This is a genomic window from Falsiroseomonas sp. HC035 (assembly GCF_050563525.1).
In the GTDB taxonomy this organism is placed as follows: domain Bacteria; phylum Pseudomonadota; class Alphaproteobacteria; order Acetobacterales; family Acetobacteraceae; genus Falsiroseomonas.
The window spans coordinates 169,033-190,109 of sequence record NZ_JBNXUN010000008.1; the positions used below are offsets into that span (position 1 = coordinate 169,033).

Genomic DNA, 21,077 nt, shown 5'->3' on the forward strand with positions numbered 1-21,077 from the left:
GCATGGCCGAGGATGATGCCCTGGATTGCCTGATCGTCGGCGGCGGCCCGGCCGGGCTGACCGCGGCGCTGTACCTCGCGCGCTTCCGGCGGCGAACGCTGGTGGTCGATGCCGGGGAGCCGCGCGCCGCCTGGATCCCCGCCAGCCACAACATCCCCTTCTTCGCCGATGGCATTCCCGGCACGGAGATCCTGGCCCGCCAGCGCGACCACATCGGCCGCTACGGCATGGTGGTCCAGCAAGGCCGGATCAGCATGCTGGCGCGACGGCGCGGCGGGTTCCTGGCGATGGTGGAGAGGGCGGGTGGCGAAGGTGGGAAACTGCGGGCGCGGCGCGTGCTGCTGGCGACCGGTGCGGAGGATGTGGAACCGGCTCTGCCGGACCTGCCGGATGCGGTGCGCCGCGGCCTGGTGCGCTACTGTCCGATCTGCGACGGCTACGAATCGCGCGACCGGCGCATCGCCGTGATCGCCCCGGGCGGCGCCCGCAGCGCGCACGGCTTGGCGGAGGCCGCCTTCATCGCCCGCAGCTATGCCGACGACGTCACGCTGCTGACCCTCGGCGCGAGACTGGAACTGGATGCCGGGCAGCGCGAGATGGCCACCGCGCGCGGCATCAGGCTGGTGGAGCATCCGATCGCGGGGCTGGAGATGGCGGAGGGGCAGATCGCGGCACTTCGCTTCGGCGACGGCGCGGCGCTGCGCTTCGACGTACTGTATTCGGCGCTCGGCCTGGACTACCGCAGCGGGCTGGCGGCCAGGCTCGGTGCGGCGCAGGACCCCTCCGGTGCGCTGCTGGTGGACGAGCATGCGCAGACCACGGTGCCGGGCCTCTACGCCGCCGGCGACGTGGTGCGGGGGCTGGACCAGATCGTGGTCGGCATGGGCCACGCCGCCACCGCCGCGACGCATATCCATAACCGGTGCGAGGCGCCGACCGAGGATGAGCCGGACGGCGCCTGAGCCGGCCGGCGTCCTATCCGGGGTCCTACCGGCGCTCCCCGGTGATCCCGGAATGCGAAGGCGGGTCGCTGGCCGGGAAGCTGTCCGCCACTTCCGCGTCCAGTTGCTGCTCCCGGCGGGAGGCCTCGATTTCGGCGCGGGCCTGCTGCCAATGCGCCTCCGCCCGACCCTCCGGACAGCCTTCCTGCATCCAGATCTCGTAGGCGCGCTGCTGGACCGCGCGCTCGATGTCGTAGGGCATCTCTGGCATGGGCTGATCCTCCCGGCGCGATTCTGCGCCTGTCAGCGGCGTGGCGTCACCGCAAATGCGCGCGCGTGGGCGCGGCTGCGATTGGGGTCGCGCTGCATGGCCGACATGGCGAAGCGGCCGAGCAGGCCGGCCGGTGCATCGTCCTGGTGCCGGCGCGGAATCGGCCCGAGCACCGCATCGCCGCCAAAGGTGGCGAAGCCGATATCCTCGTCATGTCCGGTATAGCCCCGGCGGCCCGGCGCGCCCGTGTCCTCGTCCGGGGCGTCGCCACGCCAATCCTCCTCCCGCACGTCCAGGTCCGCGGCGCCACAGCGCATGAACACCGCCATGGCGGCCTCCGTCTGGCCCTCCGCGAGCCAGGCGGCGACCACGGCACCGCCGCGGCGGATGCCCTGGCGGAACACGAAATCCTCCTCCGCCGGCAGGTTCAGGCGGTCGATCGGCTGCATGGCGCGGGCGCGAGGCACCGGCGTCTCGCCGAACAGGGCCAGTTCCTGGGGGTCGGTGCCGAGGGCGCGGGGCAGGTCGTCCGCCGCCTGCTCGGCGTCGGTGGGGCGGTCGAACAGGGCCACGAGGATGAAGGTCATTCCGGTTGCTCCGCTTGCGCTGGGTTGTGGGTGCAACGCGGCGGGCGGTTCATTCGTTCGCGGTCGCGACCGCGATTCCCTCAGCCAGCCTCGCCGGCCTGCCGCCGCAGCGCCACCAGCACCGCCGCGTCGGCGATGGGCGCGGTGTCCCAGGGCGGTGCGGGCAGCGGGTCCAGCGTCTCGAACACCGTAGCCTGCTCGATGGCGCCGGTCTCGGCGGGGCGGGGGTACGGGGTGGGGTCGGGCTGGCCGGGGCGCTTCGGCCGGCCGATGCCGATGAAGAAATCCTCCAGCCCCGCCGGCACCAGCAGCCACAGGAAGCGGAACGGCCCATCGCCGTCGTTGATGAAGCCGTGCCGGACATGCGGCGGTGCGACCATGAAGGTGCCGGTCTCGATCCGTCGCACCGCGCCATCCAGCCGGCCCAGGGCGCGGCCCGCCACCACCCAGAAGATCTCGGTCTGCGCCGGATGCGCGTGCTCACGGATCTTGCCGAGCGGCGGCAGTTCCTGGAGCCCGGCGGAGAAGCCCTCCGGCGCGCCGGACTGACGTGGCGAGGTCAGCACCTCGATCCAGCCATTCGCGGGCTGCGGCTGCCAGTGCTGGTCGCCAGTGCCGGGCGGCACGAACAGCATGCGGGGTGTCTCGCTCATCCCGCAGGCTTACCCCCCGGACAGCGGCCAGACCAGCGCGATCAGCGGCACGCCGACCGCGACGACGATGACGGACAGCGGCAGGCCGAGGCGGGAATAGTCGCCGAAGCGATAGCCGCCTGGGCCCATCACCAGCGTGTTGCACTGATGGCCGATGGGGGTCAGGAAGTCGCAGGCGGCGCCGATCGCCACCGCCATCAGGAACGGGTCCGGGTTCAGCCCCAGCTTCACCGCGACCGCGGCCGCGATCGGCCCCAGCATCAGCACTGTCGCGGCGTTGTTCAGGAAGGGCGTGATGGCCATGGCGAAGACCATCATCAGCGCCAGCGCGCCGGACGGCGGCAGCAGCTCCACCATGCCGGACAGCCAGGCGGCGATCAGCTCCGTCCCGCCCGTCGTGCGGATCGCCTCGCTGACCGGGATCAGAGCGCCGAGCAGCACCAGCACCGGCCATTCGATGGCGTCATAGGCTTCCCGCGTGCTCAGCGCCCGCAGCAGCATCAGCACCACGGCGGCGGCGAAGAACGTCACCCCGACGGGGGCGATGTTCAGCGCCACGACGGCCATGGCCAGGCCAAGCACGATCACCGGAACCCAGCTGCGCTTGCGGCGGCCGAGCGCCACGTCGCGCTCCGTCAGCGGCAGCACGCCGAGGCTGCCCAGCGCTTCCGGCATGTCGGTCGTGGCGCCCTTCAGGATCAGCACGTCCCCGGCCCGGATGCGCGCCGCGTTCAGGCGCTGGGTGATGCGCTGGCCGCTGCGGCTGACGGCGAGCAGGCTGATGCCGAAGCGCCGGCGCAGGTCGGATTGCAGCGCGGTGCTGCCGATGAGGGAGGATTCGGCGGTGACCACGCCCTCGATGACGCTGATCTCCTCGGCCGCGTCGCCCTCCGCGGGCTTTTCCCCGGCCAGGCGCAGCTTGGCGCGCGCCACCAGGCGTTCCAGATCCTCCGGCGCGCCTTCCAGCAGCAGCACGTCATCGGCCAGCAACACCCATTCGGGCGTCGGGGCGTAGCGGCGGAAGCGCTCGCGGATGATGGTGGCGACGGTGACATGGCCCTCCCCCATCGCCTCCAGATCCGCCACCGTCTTGCCGACCACGGGGGCGTCGGCGGGCAGCCGCGCCTCGGCGGTGTAGGCTTCCATGCTGAATGCGGCGTCCATGGAGGCGCCGCGGCGGCCCTGCGGCAGCAGGCGCCAGCCGAGCGCCAGGAAGACGAAGGAGGCCAGGCAGACCCCGATGCCGACCGGCGCATAGTCGAACATCTGGAAGGGCTGGCCCGTCACCTCCTCCCGCACCCGGGAGACCAGGATGTTGGGCGAGGTGCCGATCATGGTGATCAGCCCGCCGGTCAGCGAGGCGAAGGCCATCGGCATCAGCAGGCTGGAGGCGGAGGTGCCGGTGCGGCGCGCCAGCTGCATCGCCACCGGCATGAAGATGGCCAGCGCGCCGATGTTCTTGGTGAAGACGGAGGCGACCATCACCGCGCCGACCAGCGCCGGCACCTGCGTGCCCGTGGTCTTCAGGTACGGCAGCACCGGCCGCATCATGGTCTCGACGGCGCCGGAGCGGGAGACGGCGGCGCTGACCAGCAGCGCGGCGGCGACGATCACCACCACGTCGTCACTGAAGCCGGAGAAGGCCTGGTCGTAGGGGATGATGCCGGCGACCAGCCCGGCCAGCAGCGCCGACAGCGCCACCAGATCATAGGGAAGCCGCCCCCAGATGAAGGCGAGGATGGTGACCCCGATGATGCCGAAGGCGAGCCCCTGGTCCAGCGTCATGCGGCGGTCGTCATGGTATCGGGGTTCCTGTCGGGCGGGGCGGGAACGCGGCGCGCACCATTCCGTTGCAGAGCGGACAGGGGAACAGCATGACCACCGCGCAGCAATTCATCGGCCGGCTGATGGGCTTCGGCCGCAACCGCGACGGCCAGTTCCATGCCTTGCAGGAAGACGCGCTGGCGGAGGCCGCGCCGCCGGAACCGCCGACCCGCCGCCACCGCCACGGCCCGGAGCCGCAGCGCATCGTGCAGGAGGCGCTGGCCGCCAAGGTACTCGGCGCCTGGCTGCAGAACCGGCACCAGACGCTGTTCCCGCTGACGCTGAACCTCGGAACCCTGGACGCTGGGGGCCGTGCGCTGGTGGTGCGGATGATGGTGGCGGCCGCCGACGCCGATGGCGGGATCGACGAGGCGGAACGGGACCGGATCGGCGCGGCGCTGGACGCCATTGGGGCCGGGGAGGCGGAACGGCGCCTGCTGCCGGAGGCGATGGCCGCACCGCTGCCGCTCGGCGCGCTGCTGAACCACGTGATGGAGGCGCGGCTCGGCCCGCATGCCTATGCCGCGTCGCTGCTGGCGCTGGACCGGCGCAGCCGGGTGAACCAGGCTTGGCTCGATTACCTGGCGGCCCGGCTGGCCCTGCCGGAGGAGGTCACCGCCAGCCTCAACCGGCGCTACCGCGCCTGAGGTCAGGCCGCCTCCTCCGTCACCTCGCGCAGCGCCTGTTGCAGGTGGCCGCTGTCCAGCAGCAGGCGGCGCGACAGGTCGCCGAGGGTGATCCAGCCGACCACCACGCCCTGCGCGTCACGCACCGGCATGCGGCGAATGTGGTGCGACGCCATCAGGTCCATGGCCGCCTGCACGCTGTCATCCTCGCCGCAGGCGAAGACGGGCCGGGTCATCACCTCCCGCACCCGCACGACACTGCAATCCAGGCCCTTGGCAACGACGCGGTACAGGATGTCCCGGTCCGTCAGGACGCCCTCCAGCCGGTCCGCGGTGCCGACCGGCACGGCGCCGACCTCCAATTCCCCCATCATCACCGCGGCCTCGCTGACCGGCACATCGGCGGCCAGGAACTCGACGTCGCGACTCATCACCTCCGACACCTTCATGGCGCGGCCGCCGGAAGCCGCGCCGCGATCTGTTCCAGAAGGCGGGAGAAATCGACCGGCTTCGGGTGGTAGTCGTCGCAACCGGCCTCCAGCGCCTTGTCGCGATCCCCGGCCAGCGCGTGTGCGGTCAGCGCGATGATCGGGATCGCGGCGGTGCCAGGGTCCGCCTTCAGCGCGCGCGCAGCGGTCCAGCCATCCATCACCGGCAGGTTCATGTCGAGCAGCACCAGGTCGGGCCGGTCGCTGCGCACCTTGTCGACGCCCGCCTGGCCGTCATGCGCCAGCACCACGTCGAAGCCGCGCCGGCGCAGGCGGCGGGACAGGAAGTCCCAGATCTCCTCATGATCCTCGACCAGCAGCAGCTTCGGCATCCCGTTCTCCCTTTCCAGCGATGCGGCGGAGTTCGTGCAGCAACTCCTCCGGCACGCCGTCTTCCGCCTGCACGATGCGACGCACCTGGCCGCGCAGGCGTTCCCGTTCACCCGGACGCAACTCGCGGTCCGCGATCGCGATCACCGGAACGCCGCGCCACTCCGCATGCCGGCGCATCGCCTGCAGGAAATCGAGGCCGCCGGGTTCCGGCGCCTGCAGGTCCAGCAATACCACCTGCGGCAGCGTCTCCGCCATGCGGCGCAGCGCGTCCGGCCCGCTCTCCGCCTCGACGACGGACCAGCCTTCCGGCTCCAGCATCCGGCGCAACTCCTCCCGCGTCGCCGCGTCGTGCTCCACCACCAGGGCCAAGCCCTGTGGCGCGCGGAACGGTTCGACCACGCGCTTCAGGCGCTGCCAGTCCACCGGTTTCGGCAGGTAGTCGGCGGCCCCCAGCGAGAAGGCCAGGCTTTTCTCCTGCACGAAGCTGACCATGATGACGGGGATCTCCCGCAATTCGTCATCCGACTTCAGCGCCGACAGCACCGCCCAGCCATCCATGCGCGGCATCATCACGTCGAGCAGGATGGCGGTGGGCCGGATGGCGCGCGCGACGCGCAGCCCCTCGGCGCCGTCGATCGCGGTGCGCACGGAAAATCCCTCGCGCAGCAGGAAGCGTGACAGCAGGTCACGGGTCGGGGCGTCGTCGTCGATCACCAGCACGGTCGCGCCCTCGCCCTGCTGCGGCGCCGGTTCCTCGGCCGGCGTGGTGGCGACGCGGCGCAGGTCGGCGGGCAGCGTCAGGGTGAAGGTGGAGCCCTGGTCCGGCACGCTGTCCACCGCGATGTCGCCGCCGAGCAGGTGGCTCAGCGCCTTGGTCAGAGCGAGGCCCAGGCCGGTGCCGCCGAAGCGGCGCGTGGTGGAGGCGTCCGCCTGGCTGAAGCGGCGGAACAGCTTCTGCAACTGCGCCTCCGTCATGCCGATGCCGGTGTCCTGCACGCGAAACTGCAGCCGCGTGGGCTCGTCGGGCAGCCGGCGGGTAGACAGCGTGATGCGACCACCCTCGGTGAATTTCGCGGCGTTGCTCAGCAGGTTGAACAGGCACTGCCGCAGCTTGACGGGGTCCGAGTGCATCGCGCCCAGGCCACCTTCGGCGAGGTCCAGCACCAGCGTGTTGCCGTTGCGCTGGATCAGCGAGTCCACCGTCTCCGCCACCTCCGCCACCAGCGCGTCGGCGTCGAAGTCCTCCGCCTGCACCTCCATCTTGCCGGCCTCGACCTTGGACAGGTCGAGCACGTCGTTGATGAGGTCGAGCAGGTGGCGGGCATTGCCGCGGATCTTGCGGATGTCCTCCAGCACCGCCTCGGCGGCCTCCACGCCGAGGTCCTCGACCTCCTCCTCCAGCAGCTCCGTGTAGCCGATGACGGCGGACAGGGGCGTGCGCAGCTCGTGGCTCATGTTGGCGATGAACTGGCTTTTCGCCCGGTTGGCTTCCTCCGCCGCCTCCTTGGCGGAGACCAGTTCCTCCTCGAAGCGGCGGCGGTCGGTGATGTCGACGATGGCACCGATCATGTGCAGCGGCTGGCCGCCGCGGCCGCGCGTGGTCTCGCCCTTGCCGGAAATCCAGCGCACCGCGCGGTCATCGGCGCGGATCACGCGGAATTCGAGATCGACGTCGCCGCCCTCCGCCGCGATGCGCGTCATCTCGACGCCGACGCGATCACGGTCCTCCGGATGCACGAAATCCGCCACCGCCGCCTGCACGCCGCGCTGCGGCGCCGTGCCGGCGGCCCCGACCAGCCGGAGAAATCCCTCATCCATCTCGAATTCGTTGGAGAAGATGTCCCAGCGGAAGGTCCCGGTGCGGGAGGCGAGCAGCGCGGCGCGCAGCCGGTCCTGGCTTTCGCGCAGCGCGCGTTCGGTGCGCCGGGTCTCGGTCACGTCCATGTGCAGCCCGACCCATTCGCGCAGGCTGCCATCCTGCGCCAGGATCGGCACCGCGCGGGCCATCATGTGCCGCCATTGCCCATCGCCGCGTCGCAGGCGGTGTTCCGCCTCGTACATGGCGCGCCCACCAAGCGCCTCCCGCCACGCCGCGATCGTCGCCTCCCGGTCCTCCGGATGCACCGCGGCGAGCCAGCCATTGCCCTCGTACTCCGCCGGCGCCTGGCCGGTGAAGCTGGACCAGCTCGGCTGGTCGCTGGTGAAGGCGCCGGACGCCGGCGTGGTCCAGACGATGGCCGAGGTCGCCTCGACCAGGGACCGGAAGCGCTGTTCGCTGAGCCGCACCTCGCGTTCGGCGCGCTTCGCCTCCTCGATGTCGGTGGAACTGCCGAACCAGCGCAGCACACGGCCGCCTCGACCCTTGAGCGGCACGGCGCGGGTCAGGAACCAGCGGAAGCTGCCGTCGCGCGACCGGATGCGGGCCTCGGTGGTGTAGGTTTCGCCGCGCTTCAGCGCCGCGCGCCAATCGGCCTGCATGGCAGGGCGATCCTCCGGGTGGATCACCTCCGCCCAACGGTGGCCGAGCGCTGCCTCCGCAGGCAGGCCGCAATACTGCACCCAGCGTGCGTTGACGTAGTCCAGCCCGCCATCCGGCGCCGCGGTCCAGATCAGCTGCGGGATGGAATCGGCCATGAAGCGATACTGTTCCTCCCGCTCCCGCAACGCCTGTTCGGCGTGGCGGCGGCGGATGAACTGGCCGATCTGCTGGCCCAGCGTCGCCAGCGCGTCGCGCAGTTCCGCATCCAGCCGGATCGGCTCCCGGTCGAGGAACTCGAGCACGCCGAGGGTCTCCTCCCCGGCCTTCACCGGCACGCCGATCGCGGCCTGGCAGCCATCGGCGAGCGCCGCCGCGCGGCGGGCGATGGAGGGATCGGCCGCCAGCACCGGGACGAGTTCCGGCTGGCCCTCCGCCCAGACGCGGCCGGGCATGCCCTCGCCGCGCGCGAAGCGCAGCACCGGGGTCTGTTTCGCCAGGTTGGGGGCGCGAACGTTCGGCGCGGTCCAGGTGGCGGCGGGGGCCAGGGCCGCCTCCTCCAGATCCGCTGTCCAGAACACGCCGATGTTCCAGCCGAAGCCGGTGCCGATGGCCTGCAGGATTCGCGGCAGCGCGGCATCAAGTCCGGCTTCGCTCGCCAGCACCCGGCTGACAGCATACTGCACGGCCAGCCGCGCCTCGACATCGGCGCGGTCCGCCTGGTCGCGGAAGGTGACGATGGCGCCGAGCACCTCCGCGCCGCCCGGCGCACGGATCGGGCTGGCGGCGAATTCGGCGACGAGGAAGCTGCCGTCCTGGCGCCACAGCACCTCATTCGCCAGCCGCACGCCGCGACCGCTGGTCAGCACCTGCCGCAGCGGCCCGTCGGCGGCCGCATGCGGGCTGCCATCGGCGCGGCTCTGCTGGATGCGGGCATGCAGGTCCTGGCCCAGTAGGCCGGCGGCATCCTCGTAGCCCAGCAGGCGCAGCGCGGCCTGGTTGACGAAGGTGCAGGCGCCGGCGCGGTCGGTGCAACAGACGCCGACCTCCATCGCCTCCAGCGCCAGCAGCGGCAGGTCCAGCACCGCGTCCTCGGCCTGCATGGTCAGTCTTCGGGCAGGGTGGGGAACATCGCGGCCAGCGCCGCGGCGTCGGGCGACGCCGGCCCTTCGAAGCTGGCGAGCACCGTGGCGAGGTCGGCGGGCCGCAGCTTCGCCTCTTCCGCCGTCCCACTCGCCACCAGCCGCATCAGGTCGAGCACACGCTCGCGGGGTGGCAGGGCGACCAGGCGCTCCGCCTCCTCCCGGCTCGCGGCCGCCTGCCTGTCCGCCAAATCATCCAGCGCCTCCACCGGCAACCAGCCGGAGGCAGGCAGGGTATCTCGTGCCATGGGGTCTCCTCCCCGGGTAAAGTCCGGCGGAGGGGCGCGGGTTCGCCCTCGGCGCAAATTCCGTTCCGGCGTGGTGCGGCGAACCCGGGGCCGCCGCCCGCGTATCTGGCCCGGTCCTGCCGGAAGCCCCATGAATCCCCCCGCCGCACTTTCACCGCTCCGCCACGACGCCTTCCGCGCGCTGTGGATCGCAAGCCTCGCCAGCAACACCGGCCTCTGGATCCAGAACACCGGGGCCGGGTGGCTGATGACCTCCCTCGACCCCTCCCCCATCATGGTCAGCCTGGTGCAGGCGGCGGCGATGCTCCCGGTATTCCTGTTCGCCCTGCCGGGTGGCGCATTGGCCGACATCCTGGACCGGCGGATGACGCTGATCGGCGCGCAGCTCTGGATTTCGCTCGCCGGGCTGGCGCTGGCGGGGCTCGCCTGGCTCGACATGCTGGGCGCCTGGGGCCTGCTGGCGCTGACCTTCGCCATCGGTGCCGGCACCGCGGTGATCTTCCCGACCTGGGCCGCGGCGACGCCGGAGCTGGTGCCGCCGGACGATCTGGTGCAGGCGGTGGCGCTGAACGGCGTCGGCTTCAACCTGGCCCGCGCGCTGGGGCCGGCGCTCGGCGGCTTCGTGCTGGCGGCGGCCGGGCCGGTGGCGGCTTTCGGGCTGAACGCGCTGGCCTTCCTGGCGCTGCTGTGGGCGCTGGTCGCCTGGCGCCGGCCGGCGCCGCCGAGCACCGGCCTGCCACCGGAACGCCTGCCGGCGGCGGTGCGGGCCGGCCTGCGCTTCGCCGTCGCCTCCCCGGGCATGCGCGCCGCCATCCTGCGCGCCTGCGCCTTCTTCTTCTTCGCCGCCGCCGTCTGGGCGCTGCTGCCGCTGCTGGTGCGGGAGGGGCTGGGCCTGGGGCCGGCGGCCTTCGGCACCATGCTCGGCCTGGCCGGCGCCGGTGCCGTGGCGGCCGGGCTGGCACTGCCCTGGCTGCGAGCGCGGGTGCCGGAGGGGCGGCTGGTATTCCTCGCCTCGCTGGCCGCCTATGCCGCGATGGCGGCTCTCGGCCTGGCAACGCATTGGGCGATGGCGGGGCCGGCATTGCTGGTGTTCGGCGCGGCCTGGCTGCTGGCCGGCAGCACGCTCGGCGCCGCGGCGCAGGTCAGCGCGCCGGGTTGGGCGCGGGCGCGGGCGCTGGGCATCTACCACCTGTCTTTTTTCGGCGCGCTGGCGGTGGGCTCCGCCCTCTGGGGCTGGGTCGGCCTGCGGCTGGGCGTTCCCTCCGCGCTGCTGCTGTGTGCCGCCACCGGGGCGGCCACTGCGCTGCTGGTGCGGCCCTGGCGCCTGGCGCGCTTCATGCGCCGCGGGCGCGTCGAGACAACAGAGCCCGCGCTGCCGGACCCGGAGGCGCCGGCGGAGCACCTGCACAGCCTGCTTCACGAGGATTCCGGGCGGGTGCTGGAAGCCGTGCGCTACCGCATCGACGCAACCGACCGCGCCGCCTTTCTGGAAGCGATGCGAGAGGTACGGGAGGTGCGACTGCGCTCCGGCGCGCTGGTCTGGCGGCTGTACGAGGATGTGGCGCGGCCGGACCTCTGGACCGAGCTTTGGGCGATGGAAAGCTGGACCGACCACCTGCGGGAGGCGGCGCGGCTGGATGCGGCGGACCGCGCGGCACTCGCCGCCGCCGCCGCGCTGCACCGCGACCGGCGCCCGCCGGTGGTGACGCGCCACCTGCATGTGCAGCCGTGAAACGCGCGGCGGCGGCGCTGCGTTGATGCGGCAGGTCAGGCAAGGGAGGCGATGATGTCGGCAACCACTCCGCGCCCAGGCGACGATGCACCACCGGGCACGCCCGGCACCGGCGAGGACATCTACCCGGACTGCGAAGGCACCGGCCGCATCGGCCAGCGCCGCTGCGAGACCTGCGGCGGGTCCGGCAAGGTGAACAAGGGGATCGGCGGCGGCTAATCCCCGGCCAGGACCGGCCGGGCCTGCGGGTTCCAGGACAGCCCGGCCGCCTTCAGCGACTCCGCCAGCATGGCCTGGTCCAGCCGTGCATGGCGGACCAGCAGCTTGACGTAGAGGCCGAGGAAATCCGGCCCATGCCCGGCATGTGGGGTGCCGTCGCCCGGATCGGTCAGCGCATGTGCCATCTCGTGCAGCAGCACCCAGCTTGGCAGCGTGTCCGGTGCCTCGATGGCGAGGCGGCTGCCGGTGGCGATCGTGGCACGTGTCGCCCGGCGGTGGCGGACCCTTGGCGGCCAGCGCAGGCCCTCGGACGCCCAGACATGGTCGACCAGGGACTGCATCTGCGCGAAGGGTACCTCCGACCGGTCGAGCGGCGCCACCACCCGGTCCTCCCAGGCATAGACCCGGCGGGCGCGGGCATCGGTCAACGCCGGGGGCGCGGCAGCGCCGGAGCTGCCGCGCCGGCACCCACCGGCCGCTCCAGCCCGACCCGGCCGCCCGCCGCGACGCCCTGCCGGAACGCCGCGCCATCGCTGACGCGACGGGTGGTGGTGCGCGAGCGCAGGCGGATGCCGAGGCCGCGGAAGGCTTCGCTCAGCCGCGCCTCCTTCGCCACCACCAGTGCGGTGCCGGCGCCGGAGGTGGCATGGGCGGCTTCCTCCGATGCCCGCCGATGCGCCGCGAGTTCATCGAGCCGGTCGGAGACCCGTTCCGCGAAGCCATACCGAAAACTGCGCAGGCGCTGCTGCGGGGCGAGGCGGGAGCGGCGGTAGGATTCGCTCGCGCGGAACAGCGTCTCCTCATGGTCCACGGCGCCGGCGACGACATGCAGCAGGTATTCGCCCATCAGCACGTCGGGCTCCAGCCCGAAGACCACGAACTGGCTGCGGCCGACCATCCAGCCGCGGGTTTCGGTCAGTCGCAGGATCGCCATGAAGATGATGCCGACGGCCTGGAGGCGCGCGCCGGTGATGACGACCTCGCGCTGGATGCAGGCTTCCTCGCGCAGTTCGACCTCGGACATGCCAAGGCCATAGACTTCGAGCAGTTCGCCAACCTTCTGCGCGGCCAGCATCGCCTCGGCCTCGGAACAGCCACGGTCGGTGGTCTTCGCGGCCAGCGCGCGGATGCGGGCCTTGACCTTTTCAAGCTCGGTCTGCTGTCGAGGCTGCACCGTCGATGGATCCTCCGGACCGGCTTCCTAGCAAAGGCCCGACGATTGGCAATGTCGTTGACACCGGCGGCGCCCGCCAAATACCGTCCCGGTCAAGCAACGGCGGTCGCCGGACCTGAAGCGCGACGCCAGGGAAGGATGACCTCCATGCGCGTCGATCGCCGTGCCGTGCTGACGCTCGCCGCCAGCCTGCCTCTGGCCGCCCCGGCCCTGGCGCAGCGGCGCGGTGATCCACGTGTTCTTCGGATCAAGCTGTTCGGCGACCTTCGCAGCATCGACCCCTTCATCAGCCCCGAATACATGGCGCGCAACCATGGCTACATGGTCTACGATACGCTGTTCGCGCTGGATTCGAAGCTGCGCCCGCAGCCGCAGATGGTGCAGGACCACTCCGTCAGCGCCGATGGCCTGACCTGGGATTTCAGCCTCCGCGACGGGTTGCGCTTCCATGACGGCGCGCCCGTCACCAGCGCCGACGTGGTGGCCAGCCTGCGCCGCTGGGCGATCCGCGATGGCCACGGCGCGCAGATGCTGGCCGAGGGCAACCGGCTGGAGGCGCTGGACGACCGCCGCTTCCGCCTGGTGCTGGCGAAGCCCTGGGGCCTGGTGCTGAACGCGCTGGCGAAACCCTCCGGCCTGCCGGCCTTCATCATGCCGGCCCGCATCGCCGCGGCCCCGATTGCCACGCCGATCACGGACCCGACCGGCAGCGGGCCCTACATGCTGCGGCGGGAGGATTGGCGGCTCGGCGACCGCACCACCTACAACCGTAACCCTGCCTACCGGCCGCGGCCGGAGCCGCCGGACGGCATGGCGGGCGGCAAGCACGCCCGCATCGAGCAGGTGGAGTGGCTGTTCCTGCCGGATGCCACCACGGCGCTGAACGCGTTGCAGACCGGCGAACTCGATATCTTCGAGGAGTTGCCGCCCGACCTGTTCGGCGTGGTGACGCGCAACGCAAACCTGCGGCTGGCGGCGCAGGACACTGCCGGCGTCCAGCCGATCTTCCGCATGAACCACGCGGTTCCGCCCTTCAACAACGCGGCGCTGCGACGGGCCATGCTGCTGCTGGTGGATCCGGCGGAGATGATGCCGGCCTACATGACCGACCCCGAGCGCTGGCGCGACTGCCGCAGCTTCTTTCCCTGTGCCTCGCCCATGCATGGCAGCGAGGGCTGGCCAGCGCGTGACCTGGATCGGGCGAAGGCCGCGGTACAGGCCAGCGGCTACGACGGCACGCCGGTCGTGGTGCTGGATGCACAGGACAGCACCATCAGCAGCACCTTCGCCCGCGTCGCGGCGGACCGTCTGCGGCGCGCCGGCCTGAATGTGGACCTCCAGGCGATGGACTGGGCGACGCTGATCACGCGGCGCCTGTCGCGCAACACCGTGCAGCAGGGTGGCTGGAGCCTGTTCGTCTCGGCGCCGGCGGCGGTCGACCTGATGGACCCGGTCAGCCACATCGCGCTGCGCTCCGCCTGCGAGCGCACCGCCCTGCCCGGCTGGCCCTGCGATGCGGAGATGGAGCGGCTGCGCGACGAATTCGCGGTGGTGCTGACGGATGAGGAACGCCGGCGGATCGCCGCGGCGACCCAGGCGCGGGCGCTGGAGGTGGTGCCCTATGTGCCGATCGGCATGATGTCGCTGGTGCGCGGACACAGCGCGCGGCTCAACGGCATCCTGGATGCGGCGGTGCCGGTGTACTGGAACATCGCCAAGGCGTAGCGGCTGGTTCACCGCACCGGCGTTCCGCCTTCGCAGATCAGGCGCTACCCCTCTCGCCCCGCGTGGCGGGACACGCCCGCACGCTCCCCGAACAGCCCACGCGGGCGGGCGACCAGGATGGCTGCGATCAGCACGCCGATCAGCACCACCTGCAACGCCGCGCCGCGCGCCTGTTCCGCCTGCGGCAACAGGTCCCGCAGCAGGCCCCCGGACACCGTCCAGATGCCCCAGACCAGCACCGCGCCGGCCACCGCGCCGAGGTTGCGGCCGGACCCGCCGACGATCAGCATGGCCCAGACCTGGAAGGTCAGGACGGGCAGGAAATCCTCCGGCGCGATGTAGCCGACGAAGTGGGCATACAGCGCGCCGCCGAGACCCATCAGCATGCAGCCCAGCACGAAGCTCTGCAGCCGGAATGCCATGGCGCGCTTGCCGAGCGAGGCGGCGGCGACCTCATCCTCCCGGATCGCACGCAGCACGCGGCCCCAGGGGCTGGCGACCAGCCGTTCCAGCGCCCACCAGGACAGGCCCAGCACCGCCAGCACCAGGGCGAGGTAGACGAGGTTCCAGGCAAGGCCCGCCCCCAGCGCGGCGAAGAAGGGGCGCGGGATGGACTGGATGCCGAAGGGCCCGCCGGTCAGCCACTGCGCATTCAGCGCGACGAGTTGGATGACCACGGCGATGCCGAAGGTGGTGATGGCGAGGTAGTCCTCCCGCAGCCGCAGCGCCGCGAGGCCGACGATGAAGGCGGCGATGCCTGCCGCGGCCATGGCGCCGAGCCAACCCACCGCCACCGGCATCCCGCCCGCGGTGGTCAGCAGGGCGGAGGCATAGGCGCCGATGGCGACGAACCCCGCCACGCCGACGTTGAACAATCCGCAAAAACCCCATTGCAGGTTCAGCCCCAGCGCCATCACCGCGAAGATGCCGGCGAAGGCGAGGAAGAAGGTGCCGTAGGCCAGAAGGTCCATCAGGGCTTCTCCCCGAACAGCCCGTTCGGCCGCAGCAGCAGGATGGCGATCAGCACCAGGAAGGCGGTGGCCGCGCGATACTCCGCACCGAACAGCGGCACGGACAGGCTTTCGGCAAGTCCCACGATGAAGCCGCCGAGCACTGCGCCCCAGACGCTGCCGATGCCACCCAGGATCGCCGCGGCGAACAGTGGCAGCAGCAATTCGAAGCCGAGGCCCGGCCGGATCTGCCCGACCAGCCCGGCGAACACGCCCGCGACGGCGGCCAACGCCGCGCCGATGATCCAGGTGGCCCGCACCACCGCGGCCACGTCGACGCCAGCGACGCGCGCCAGTGCCGGGTTCATCGCGGTGGCGCGCATGGCGCGGCCGAGCGTGGTGCGGGTCAGCAGGATGTGCAGGCCGAGCACGACAACGCCGGTCATGCCGATGACCAGCAACTGGTCCGGCGTGACGCGCAGCCCGCCCATCACGTCGCGCGGCACCAGCCGGATCGCGATCTGGATCTCACGCGTGTAGTATTCCGGCAGCGTGCCGTACAGGAACTGCAGCAGGTTGCGCAGCGCCAGCGCCGCGCCGAAGCTGGCGATGACCAGCGTGATGGCCGCACCCTTCTGCCGCAGCCGCTTGAACAGCAGCCAGTCCACCGCCAGCGCCAGCCCCGCCGTCAGCGCCGCCGCGATCGCCATCGCCACCAGCAATTCCCAACCGAAGGAGAACGGCCCGATCGGCTGCATCACGCCGCCGCCAGTCACCGCGACAATGAAGCCGAGCGCCGTCACGGCGAGGTAAGCGCCCCAGGTCAGGAACTCACCCTGGCCGAAATTGGCGAAGCGCAGGATGGAATAGGTCAGCGTCAGCCCGACCGCGCCGAGCGCGATGACGGAGCCCACCACCAGCCCATCCGCCAGCAGTTGCAGCATCAGTGAATCCCCAGATACAGGCTGGCGAGACGCGGATCGGTGGCGAGGTCGGCGGCACGTCCGACCAGCCTCTCCCGGCCCTCCACCAGCACCACGGCACGATCCGCGATGGCGAGTGCGGCCTTCACGTTCTGCTCGACCAGCAGGATGGTGACACCTGCATCGCGTACCACGCGCAGCCTTTCGAACACCGTGCCGACCAGCAGCGGCGACAGGCCGGCGGAAGGCTCGTCGAGCATCAGCACGCTCGGCGTCGCGACCAGCGCGCGCGCCACCGCCAGCATCTGCCGCTGACCACCCGACAGCCGCCCGGCAGCCAGCCTGCGTTGCCTGTGCAAATCCGGGAACAGCTCGAACAATTTCCCGATGTCGCCACGCCGCGCCTTCGGCACCAGCGCGGCGGCGAGTTGCAGATTCTCCAGCACGCTGAGATTGGCGAAGATGTTCTCGGTCTGCGGCACGAAGCCGAGACCCTCCTGCACCATGCGGTGCGCCGGCACGCGTGTGATGTCGCGGCCACCGAGCAGGACGCTGCCGGACCAGATCGGCACCAGCCCCGCCGCCGCCTTCACCAGCGTCGACTTGCCGGCGCCGTTCGGCCCGAGCAGCGCGACGATCTCACCAGGTGCCACGCTCAGTGAGGCGCCGCGCAGGATCGGCAGGCCCGGCTCGTAGCCGCCCTCGACGGCGTTGAATTCGAGAGCCGGAATCATGCGCCGAGATACGCCTCGATGACGCGCGGGTCCCGCTGCACCTCCTCCGGCGCGCCCTGCATCAGCAGCCTGCCCTGCGCCAGCACCATCACCGGGCGGCACAGGCGGGAGACAAGGTCCATGTTGTGCTCGATGATCAGGAAGCTGGTGCCGGCAGCGTTCAGCGCCGCGATCTTCTCCATGATGATGGCGAGCAGCGGCGGCGCGACGCCGGCGCCGGGTTCGTCCAGCAGGATCAGGCGCGGCTCCGCCACCAGCACGCGCGCCAGTTCCAGCAGCTTGCGCTGGCCGCCGGACAGCACCCGCGCCGGGTCCTGCGCCAGCCGCGTCAGGCCGACGAAATCCAGCCAGTGCAGGGCGCGGTCGCGCAGGCGGCGTTCCTCGGCCGCCACGGCGCCGGGGCGCAGCCAATTGGCCCAGAAGCGCTCACCCGCCTGCGCGGCCGGTGCCAGCATCACATTCTCCAGCACCGTCATGGCCGCGAAGGGGCGCGGAATCTGAAAGGTGCGGGCCAAACCGCGGCCAAAGATCTGGTCGGGGCGGAGGCCGTCGATGCGGCTGCCTTCCAGCGTGATGCTGCCGGCGCTCGGTCGCAGCGTGCCGGCCAGGCAGTTGAACAGCGTGGTCTTGCCGGCGCCGTTCGGCCCGATCAGGCCGGTGATGGCGCCGCGCGCCAGGGTGAAGGACACATCCTGCACCACCGGCGGCCCGCCGAACGCCTTTTCCACGCCCTGCGCCACCAACATCCAGCCGCCCTTCGCCCTGCGCCTCGCATCAACCTGCCGGCCGCCCGCCGGTCAAGGCCCATTCCCCTCGGGGCTTGACTTGCGGCAGGCCGCCCTTCCCCCTGATATGGCGCCAGGCACCAGGATGGGCGGGATGGACGACAGCTTCGAGCTTTGGGACCTGCGGGTGGAGGTGGTGGCGCCGCGGGGCGCGAAGCTGTGGTGCGGCGCCGTGCCCGGCGATCATTTCGAGGTCCATGGCGAGATGCTGCATTTTCCGCCGAACCAGGGCTTCTCGATGTACTCCCTCGCGGCCCTGCTGCCGCTGCTGCCGGCGAAGCAGCGGCCGAGCCATCCGCAGGACTGGATGAGCACGGATGCGGAGGTCGCCTGCCCCGACCCCAACTGCCCGTCCCGCTTCCGCATCACCCGCACCGCGCTGCGCCGCTTCCGGCATGGCGAGACCACCGCGGTGCCGGCACCATGAGCGTTCCGCGGTTCGAACTCGCCCCGGGCTACACCATCTCCCGCCTGCTGCGCGGCGGCTGGCAGCTGGCCGGCGGGCACGGCGCGGTGGAGCGCGCGCGGGCCATCGCGGACATGCAGGAATTCGTCGTTGCCGGCGTCACCACCTTCGACTGCGCCGACATCTACACCGGCGTCGAGGACATGATCGGCGAGTTCCGCGCCTCCCCCACCCGCCATGGCGAATTGCAGGTGCATACGAAGTTCGTGCCGGACTGGTCCGACCTGCCGCGCGTCGACCTGGGCTATGTCACCCGCATCATCGACCGATCGCTGGCGCGGCTGCGGGTGGAGGCGCTGGACCTCGTGCAGTTCCACTGGTGGAACTACGCGGTGCCCGGCTGCATCGAGGCGGCGCAGCATCTGCACCGGCTGCAAGTTGCCGGCAAAATCCGCCACATCGGCGGCACCAACTTCGACACGCCGACCACGGCGGCGATGCTGGATGCAGGCGTGCCGATGGTGTCCATGCAGACGCAGTACTCGCTGCTGGACCGCCGGCCGGCGGGCGCATTTTCCGGCCTGTGCGCGGATCGCGGCACAAAGCTGCTGTGCTACGGAACCGTCGCCGGCGGATTCCTGTCCTCGCGCTGGCTCGATCAGCCGGCACCCGCAGAGCCACTCGCCAACCGCAGTTTGACGAAGTACCGGCTGATCATCGAGGAATTCGGCGGCTGGGACGCATTCCAGGCGCTGCTGCGGGCGATGGACGGCATCGGCCGCAGGCACGGCGTCTCCATCACCGCCGTCGCCACGCGCTGGGTGCTGGACCAGCCGCATGTCGCCGGTGCCATCGTCGGTGCGCGCTATGCGGAACACCTGGCGGACAATCTTACCGCCTTCGACTTCGCGCTGGATGCCGAAGACCATGCCGCGCTGGACGCCGTGCTGGCGCAGGCACCTGGACCCGCAGGCGACACCTACGCGCTGGAGCGCGATCGCGACGGACCGCATGGCCGCATCATGAAATACGACCTGAACCGTGACTGACGCCGAAGCCTGCGCTACCGAAATCGTCGCCCTGCACCAGCTTTTCGAAAGCTGGCTCGGCGCCCCCGGGCATGGCGACTTCGCACGGTTCCAGGCGGCCTTCGCGCCCGGCTTCGCCATGGTGATGCCGGGCGGCGCGCGGCTGGACCGCGCGGCGGTGCTGGCCTTCCTGGAAGGCGCCCGCGGCGGCCGGGGCGAGGGCTTTCGCATCGCCATCGAGGACTGCTTCGCGCAGCACGAGGCCCCCGGCCTGGTGCTGATGCACTATGTCGAGCGGCAATGGCTGCGCGGGCAGGAGACCGCCCGCCGCTCCGCTGCGCTGTTCCGAACCGGGCCGGACGGCCCGCGCTGGCTGTTCGTGCAGGAAACCTGGGTCACGCCACCGGTTTGATGCTGGACAGATTTTCACGCTGCCCGGACAGTGCGGCAAATCCGGGAGACCAACCATAATGCCGATCCTCCGCCGCGCCGCGCTCGCAGCCGCGCTCGCCACCACCGCACTGGGTATGCCGGCCCCGGCCCCGGCCCAGGCCCAGGCCCAGGCGCCGGCCTGCACCCACAATGTCGGCATGGTCGTCTCCCTCACCGGCCCGGCCGGGCGCTTCGGCCAGGCGGCGGCGAAATCGGTGGAACTCGCCTTCAACGAACTGAATGCCGCGGCCGGCGCCCAGGGCATCGCCGGCTGCCGGCTCGGCTTCGACCTGCGGGACGCGCAATCCCAGGGCAGCGTCGCGGTGGACCAGGCACGGCAGCTGGTGGATCTGCGGCGGGTGCCGGCCATCATCGGTGGCATCATCTCCTCGGTTTCCATCCCGATCGTCACCAGCGTGACCGGGCCGGCGGGGGTCGTGCAGGTCTCACCGGCCTCCTCCTCCCCCACCCTGACGCGGATGGCGACGGAGGGGCAGACGCGGGGTTGGTTCTTCCGGACCATCACCTCGGACGCGCTGCAGGGCACGGCGGCGGCGCGCTATGCCATGGATCAGGGGCTGCGCAAGCTCGCCATCATCCACGTCAACAACGATTTCGGCGTGAACATGGTGGCGGAATTCCGCCGCGCCTATGTGGCGCTCGGCGGCGAGATCGTTTCCACCACGCCCTACAACCAGGGCCAGGCGAGCTATGCGCCGGAAGTCACCAACGCGCTGCGCAGCGATCCGCCGGCGCTGTACCTGGTGAGCTATCCCGGCGACGGCACCACCATCGCCCGCACCTGGATCCAGCAGGGCGGCCCGGCGACCTTCCTGCTGAATGACGGCATGAACAGCGCCGACTTCATCCGCGATGTCGGGCCGCGCTTCCTGAACAACGCCTTCGGCACGTCATCGGGTACCGTCACCACGCCCTCCACTGAATATTTCGCCCGCGCCTACCCCGCCATGTCGGGCGGCTTCGGCGCCGGCGCGCCGGCGGCGGACCGGGCCTTCGATGCGGCCGCGATCCTCGGCCTTGCCATCGCCAAGGCCGGCAGCTTCGAGGCGCCGGCGATCCGCGACGCCATCCGCGCCGTGACGGCACCGGGCGGCACCGAGATCCACGCGGGGCCGGAGGGCTTTGCGCGCGCCCTGGCGGAACTGCGCGCGGGACGCGCCATCCGCTATGTCGGCGTGATCGGCGCGGTGGAATTCGACGGCAACGGCGACATCACCGGCCCCTTCCGCAAGTGGCGCATCCAGAACGGCGAGATCACCACGGTCGGGCAGATGACGGTCGAGGAAGTCCAGGCGGTGCAGCGGCAATTGCCGTCGCGGTGATATCTGGCGGCGAGACCCCCCTCACCCGACCCTCTTC

At 71.5% G+C, this 21,077-nt stretch carries 23 protein-coding genes; 9 read left to right on the plus strand and 14 right to left on the minus strand.

Features of this window, described 5'->3' with window-relative positions; all coding sequences use genetic code 11:
- The first annotated feature begins 2 nt into the window (after positions 1-2).
- Positions 3-962, plus strand: a complete 960-nt coding sequence (locus ACLF3G_RS18005) for an NAD(P)/FAD-dependent oxidoreductase (protein WP_430670790.1) — start codon at positions 3-5, stop codon at positions 960-962.
- A gap of 25 nt (positions 963-987) precedes the next feature.
- Here the strand turns inward: ACLF3G_RS18005 and ACLF3G_RS18010 are convergent, their stop codons facing one another.
- The 4 genes from ACLF3G_RS18010 to ACLF3G_RS18025 all read right to left on the minus strand — a co-directional run bounded on the left by ACLF3G_RS18010 (position 988) and on the right by ACLF3G_RS18025 (position 4,237).
- On the minus strand, positions 988-1,212 hold the full coding sequence (locus ACLF3G_RS18010; protein ID WP_430670791.1) for a DUF2934 domain-containing protein: 225 nt from the start codon (positions 1,210-1,212) through the stop codon (positions 988-990).
- Positions 1,213-1,244: 32 nt separating this feature from the next.
- Positions 1,245-1,799 carry a hypothetical protein gene (locus ACLF3G_RS18015; RefSeq protein ID WP_430670792.1) on the minus strand — a complete coding sequence of 185 codons (555 nt, stop codon included), beginning with the start codon at positions 1,797-1,799 and terminating at the stop codon, positions 1,245-1,247.
- Between the two features lie 80 nt (positions 1,800-1,879).
- Complete coding sequence (locus tag ACLF3G_RS18020) at positions 1,880-2,452, minus strand: cupin domain-containing protein (RefSeq protein ID WP_430670793.1); 573 nt, start codon at positions 2,450-2,452, stop codon at positions 1,880-1,882.
- Between the two features lie 9 nt (positions 2,453-2,461).
- Complete coding sequence (locus ACLF3G_RS18025) at positions 2,462-4,237, minus strand: SLC13 family permease (protein WP_430670794.1); 1,776 nt, start codon at positions 4,235-4,237, stop codon at positions 2,462-2,464.
- A gap of 89 nt (positions 4,238-4,326) precedes the next feature.
- Here ACLF3G_RS18025 and ACLF3G_RS18030 point away from each other — a divergent pair, with 89 nt between their 5' ends.
- On the plus strand, positions 4,327-4,923 hold the full coding sequence (locus ACLF3G_RS18030) for a DUF533 domain-containing protein (protein WP_430670795.1): 597 nt from the start codon (positions 4,327-4,329) through the stop codon (positions 4,921-4,923).
- Between the two features lie 2 nt (positions 4,924-4,925).
- Here ACLF3G_RS18030 and ACLF3G_RS18035 read toward each other — a convergent pair whose 3' ends face one another.
- Genes ACLF3G_RS18035 through ACLF3G_RS18050 form a run of 4 tightly spaced genes read right to left on the minus strand, consistent with a single transcriptional unit; the run spans position 4,926 to position 9,589 of the window.
- A complete protein-coding gene (locus ACLF3G_RS18035; protein ID WP_430670796.1) occupies positions 4,926-5,333 on the minus strand; it encodes a CBS domain-containing protein in 408 nt (135 codons plus the stop codon).
- Positions 5,334-5,347: 14 nt separating this feature from the next.
- Complete coding sequence (locus ACLF3G_RS18040) at positions 5,348-5,722, minus strand: response regulator (protein ID WP_430670797.1); 375 nt, start codon at positions 5,720-5,722, stop codon at positions 5,348-5,350.
- Positions 5,691-9,302 (minus strand): PAS domain S-box protein, encoded by a 3,612-nt coding sequence (locus tag ACLF3G_RS18045; protein WP_430670798.1) that lies wholly within the window; start codon positions 9,300-9,302, stop codon positions 5,691-5,693. The genes ACLF3G_RS18040 and ACLF3G_RS18045 overlap by 32 nt, the downstream gene beginning before the upstream one ends.
- Before the next feature lie 2 nt (positions 9,303-9,304).
- Positions 9,305-9,589, minus strand: a complete 285-nt coding sequence (locus tag ACLF3G_RS18050) for a hypothetical protein (RefSeq protein WP_430670799.1) — start codon at positions 9,587-9,589, stop codon at positions 9,305-9,307.
- 130 nt (positions 9,590-9,719) lie between these two features.
- Here ACLF3G_RS18050 and ACLF3G_RS18055 point away from each other — a divergent pair, with 130 nt between their 5' ends.
- Positions 9,720-11,321 carry an MFS transporter gene (locus ACLF3G_RS18055; protein WP_430670800.1) on the plus strand — a complete coding sequence of 534 codons (1,602 nt, stop codon included), beginning with the start codon at positions 9,720-9,722 and terminating at the stop codon, positions 11,319-11,321.
- 54 nt (positions 11,322-11,375) lie between these two features.
- Entirely contained in the window at positions 11,376-11,540 is a 165-nt protein-coding gene (locus ACLF3G_RS18060; protein ID WP_430670801.1) for a hypothetical protein, read from the plus strand.
- Here ACLF3G_RS18060 and ACLF3G_RS18065 read toward each other — a convergent pair.
- Both ACLF3G_RS18065 and ACLF3G_RS18070 read right to left on the minus strand, forming a co-directional pair.
- A complete protein-coding gene (locus tag ACLF3G_RS18065) occupies positions 11,537-11,968 on the minus strand; it encodes a hypothetical protein (protein WP_430670802.1) in 432 nt (143 codons plus the stop codon). The two genes, ACLF3G_RS18060 and ACLF3G_RS18065, sit on opposite strands and share 4 nt — an antisense overlap.
- Positions 11,965-12,714 carry a DUF2786 domain-containing protein gene (locus ACLF3G_RS18070; RefSeq protein ID WP_430670803.1) on the minus strand — a complete coding sequence of 250 codons (750 nt, stop codon included), beginning with the start codon at positions 12,712-12,714 and terminating at the stop codon, positions 11,965-11,967. The genes ACLF3G_RS18065 and ACLF3G_RS18070 overlap by 4 nt, the downstream gene beginning before the upstream one ends.
- A gap of 147 nt (positions 12,715-12,861) precedes the next feature.
- On the opposite strand from ACLF3G_RS18070, the gene ACLF3G_RS18075 reads away from it, so the two are divergent.
- Positions 12,862-14,439 (plus strand): ABC transporter substrate-binding protein, encoded by a 1,578-nt coding sequence (locus ACLF3G_RS18075; protein ID WP_430670804.1) that lies wholly within the window; start codon positions 12,862-12,864, stop codon positions 14,437-14,439.
- A 44-nt stretch (positions 14,440-14,483) separates the two neighbouring features.
- Here the strand turns inward: ACLF3G_RS18075 and ACLF3G_RS18080 are convergent, their stop codons facing one another.
- From ACLF3G_RS18080 to ACLF3G_RS18095, 4 genes are read right to left on the minus strand one after another with little or no spacing between them, the layout of a single operon-like run.
- The gene (locus tag ACLF3G_RS18080; protein ID WP_430670805.1) at positions 14,484-15,410 is read right to left on the minus strand and encodes a branched-chain amino acid ABC transporter permease; all 927 of its coding nucleotides are present in this window, start codon (positions 15,408-15,410) and stop codon (positions 14,484-14,486) included.
- Positions 15,410-16,333 (minus strand): branched-chain amino acid ABC transporter permease, encoded by a 924-nt coding sequence (locus ACLF3G_RS18085; RefSeq protein ID WP_430670806.1) that lies wholly within the window; start codon positions 16,331-16,333, stop codon positions 15,410-15,412. The genes ACLF3G_RS18080 and ACLF3G_RS18085 overlap by 1 nt, the downstream gene beginning before the upstream one ends.
- On the minus strand, positions 16,333-17,046 hold the full coding sequence (locus ACLF3G_RS18090) for an ABC transporter ATP-binding protein (RefSeq protein WP_430670807.1): 714 nt from the start codon (positions 17,044-17,046) through the stop codon (positions 16,333-16,335). The genes ACLF3G_RS18085 and ACLF3G_RS18090 overlap by 1 nt, the downstream gene beginning before the upstream one ends.
- Positions 17,043-17,792: an ABC transporter ATP-binding protein gene (locus tag ACLF3G_RS18095; protein WP_430670808.1), complete on the minus strand. Its 750-nt coding sequence runs from the start codon at positions 17,790-17,792 to the stop codon at positions 17,043-17,045. Before ACLF3G_RS18095 ends, ACLF3G_RS18090 begins: the two co-directional genes overlap by 4 nt.
- Positions 17,793-17,925: 133 nt before the next feature.
- Here ACLF3G_RS18095 and ACLF3G_RS18100 point away from each other — a divergent pair, with 133 nt between their 5' ends.
- From ACLF3G_RS18100 to ACLF3G_RS18115, 4 genes are read left to right on the plus strand one after another with little or no spacing between them, the layout of a single operon-like run.
- The gene (locus ACLF3G_RS18100) at positions 17,926-18,258 is read left to right on the plus strand and encodes a TIGR04076 family protein (RefSeq protein ID WP_430670809.1); all 333 of its coding nucleotides are present in this window, start codon (positions 17,926-17,928) and stop codon (positions 18,256-18,258) included.
- A complete protein-coding gene (locus tag ACLF3G_RS18105; RefSeq protein ID WP_430670810.1) occupies positions 18,255-19,286 on the plus strand; it encodes an aldo/keto reductase in 1,032 nt (343 codons plus the stop codon). The genes ACLF3G_RS18100 and ACLF3G_RS18105 overlap by 4 nt, the downstream gene beginning before the upstream one ends.
- Positions 19,279-19,677: a DUF4440 domain-containing protein gene (locus tag ACLF3G_RS18110; protein WP_430670811.1), complete on the plus strand. Its 399-nt coding sequence runs from the start codon at positions 19,279-19,281 to the stop codon at positions 19,675-19,677. Before ACLF3G_RS18105 ends, ACLF3G_RS18110 begins: the two co-directional genes overlap by 8 nt.
- 58 nt (positions 19,678-19,735) lie before the next feature.
- A complete protein-coding gene (locus tag ACLF3G_RS18115; protein ID WP_430670812.1) occupies positions 19,736-21,040 on the plus strand; it encodes an ABC transporter substrate-binding protein in 1,305 nt (434 codons plus the stop codon).
- Positions 21,041-21,077 lie beyond the last annotated feature (37 nt).

Coding starts and splice junctions, on each gene's coding strand:
- ACLF3G_RS18005 (WP_430670790.1), top strand. CDS start 3: ATGGCCGAGGATGATGCCCTGGATTGCCTGATCGTCGGCGGCGGCCCG.
- ACLF3G_RS18010 (WP_430670791.1), bottom strand. CDS start 1,212: ATGCCAGAGATGCCCTACGACATCGAGCGCGCGGTCCAGCAGCGCGCC.
- ACLF3G_RS18015 (WP_430670792.1), bottom strand. CDS start 1,799: ATGACCTTCATCCTCGTGGCCCTGTTCGACCGCCCCACCGACGCCGAG.
- ACLF3G_RS18020 (WP_430670793.1), bottom strand. CDS start 2,452: ATGAGCGAGACACCCCGCATGCTGTTCGTGCCGCCCGGCACTGGCGAC.
- ACLF3G_RS18025 (WP_430670794.1), bottom strand. CDS start 4,237: ATGACGCTGGACCAGGGGCTCGCCTTCGGCATCATCGGGGTCACCATC.
- ACLF3G_RS18030 (WP_430670795.1), top strand. CDS start 4,327: ATGACCACCGCGCAGCAATTCATCGGCCGGCTGATGGGCTTCGGCCGC.
- ACLF3G_RS18035 (WP_430670796.1), bottom strand. CDS start 5,333: ATGAGTCGCGACGTCGAGTTCCTGGCCGCCGATGTGCCGGTCAGCGAG.
- ACLF3G_RS18040 (WP_430670797.1), bottom strand. CDS start 5,722: ATGCCGAAGCTGCTGCTGGTCGAGGATCATGAGGAGATCTGGGACTTC.
- ACLF3G_RS18045 (WP_430670798.1), bottom strand. CDS start 9,302: ATGCAGGCCGAGGACGCGGTGCTGGACCTGCCGCTGCTGGCGCTGGAG.
- ACLF3G_RS18050 (WP_430670799.1), bottom strand. CDS start 9,589: ATGGCACGAGATACCCTGCCTGCCTCCGGCTGGTTGCCGGTGGAGGCG.
- ACLF3G_RS18055 (WP_430670800.1), top strand. CDS start 9,720: ATGAATCCCCCCGCCGCACTTTCACCGCTCCGCCACGACGCCTTCCGC.
- ACLF3G_RS18060 (WP_430670801.1), top strand. CDS start 11,376: ATGTCGGCAACCACTCCGCGCCCAGGCGACGATGCACCACCGGGCACG.
- ACLF3G_RS18075 (WP_430670804.1), top strand. CDS start 12,862: ATGCGCGTCGATCGCCGTGCCGTGCTGACGCTCGCCGCCAGCCTGCCT.
- ACLF3G_RS18080 (WP_430670805.1), bottom strand. CDS start 15,410: ATGGACCTTCTGGCCTACGGCACCTTCTTCCTCGCCTTCGCCGGCATC.
- ACLF3G_RS18085 (WP_430670806.1), bottom strand. CDS start 16,333: ATGCTGCAACTGCTGGCGGATGGGCTGGTGGTGGGCTCCGTCATCGCG.
- ACLF3G_RS18090 (WP_430670807.1), bottom strand. CDS start 17,046: ATGATTCCGGCTCTCGAATTCAACGCCGTCGAGGGCGGCTACGAGCCG.
- ACLF3G_RS18095 (WP_430670808.1), bottom strand. CDS start 17,792: ATGTTGGTGGCGCAGGGCGTGGAAAAGGCGTTCGGCGGGCCGCCGGTG.
- ACLF3G_RS18100 (WP_430670809.1), top strand. CDS start 17,926: ATGGACGACAGCTTCGAGCTTTGGGACCTGCGGGTGGAGGTGGTGGCG.
- ACLF3G_RS18105 (WP_430670810.1), top strand. CDS start 18,255: ATGAGCGTTCCGCGGTTCGAACTCGCCCCGGGCTACACCATCTCCCGC.
- ACLF3G_RS18115 (WP_430670812.1), top strand. CDS start 19,736: ATGCCGATCCTCCGCCGCGCCGCGCTCGCAGCCGCGCTCGCCACCACC.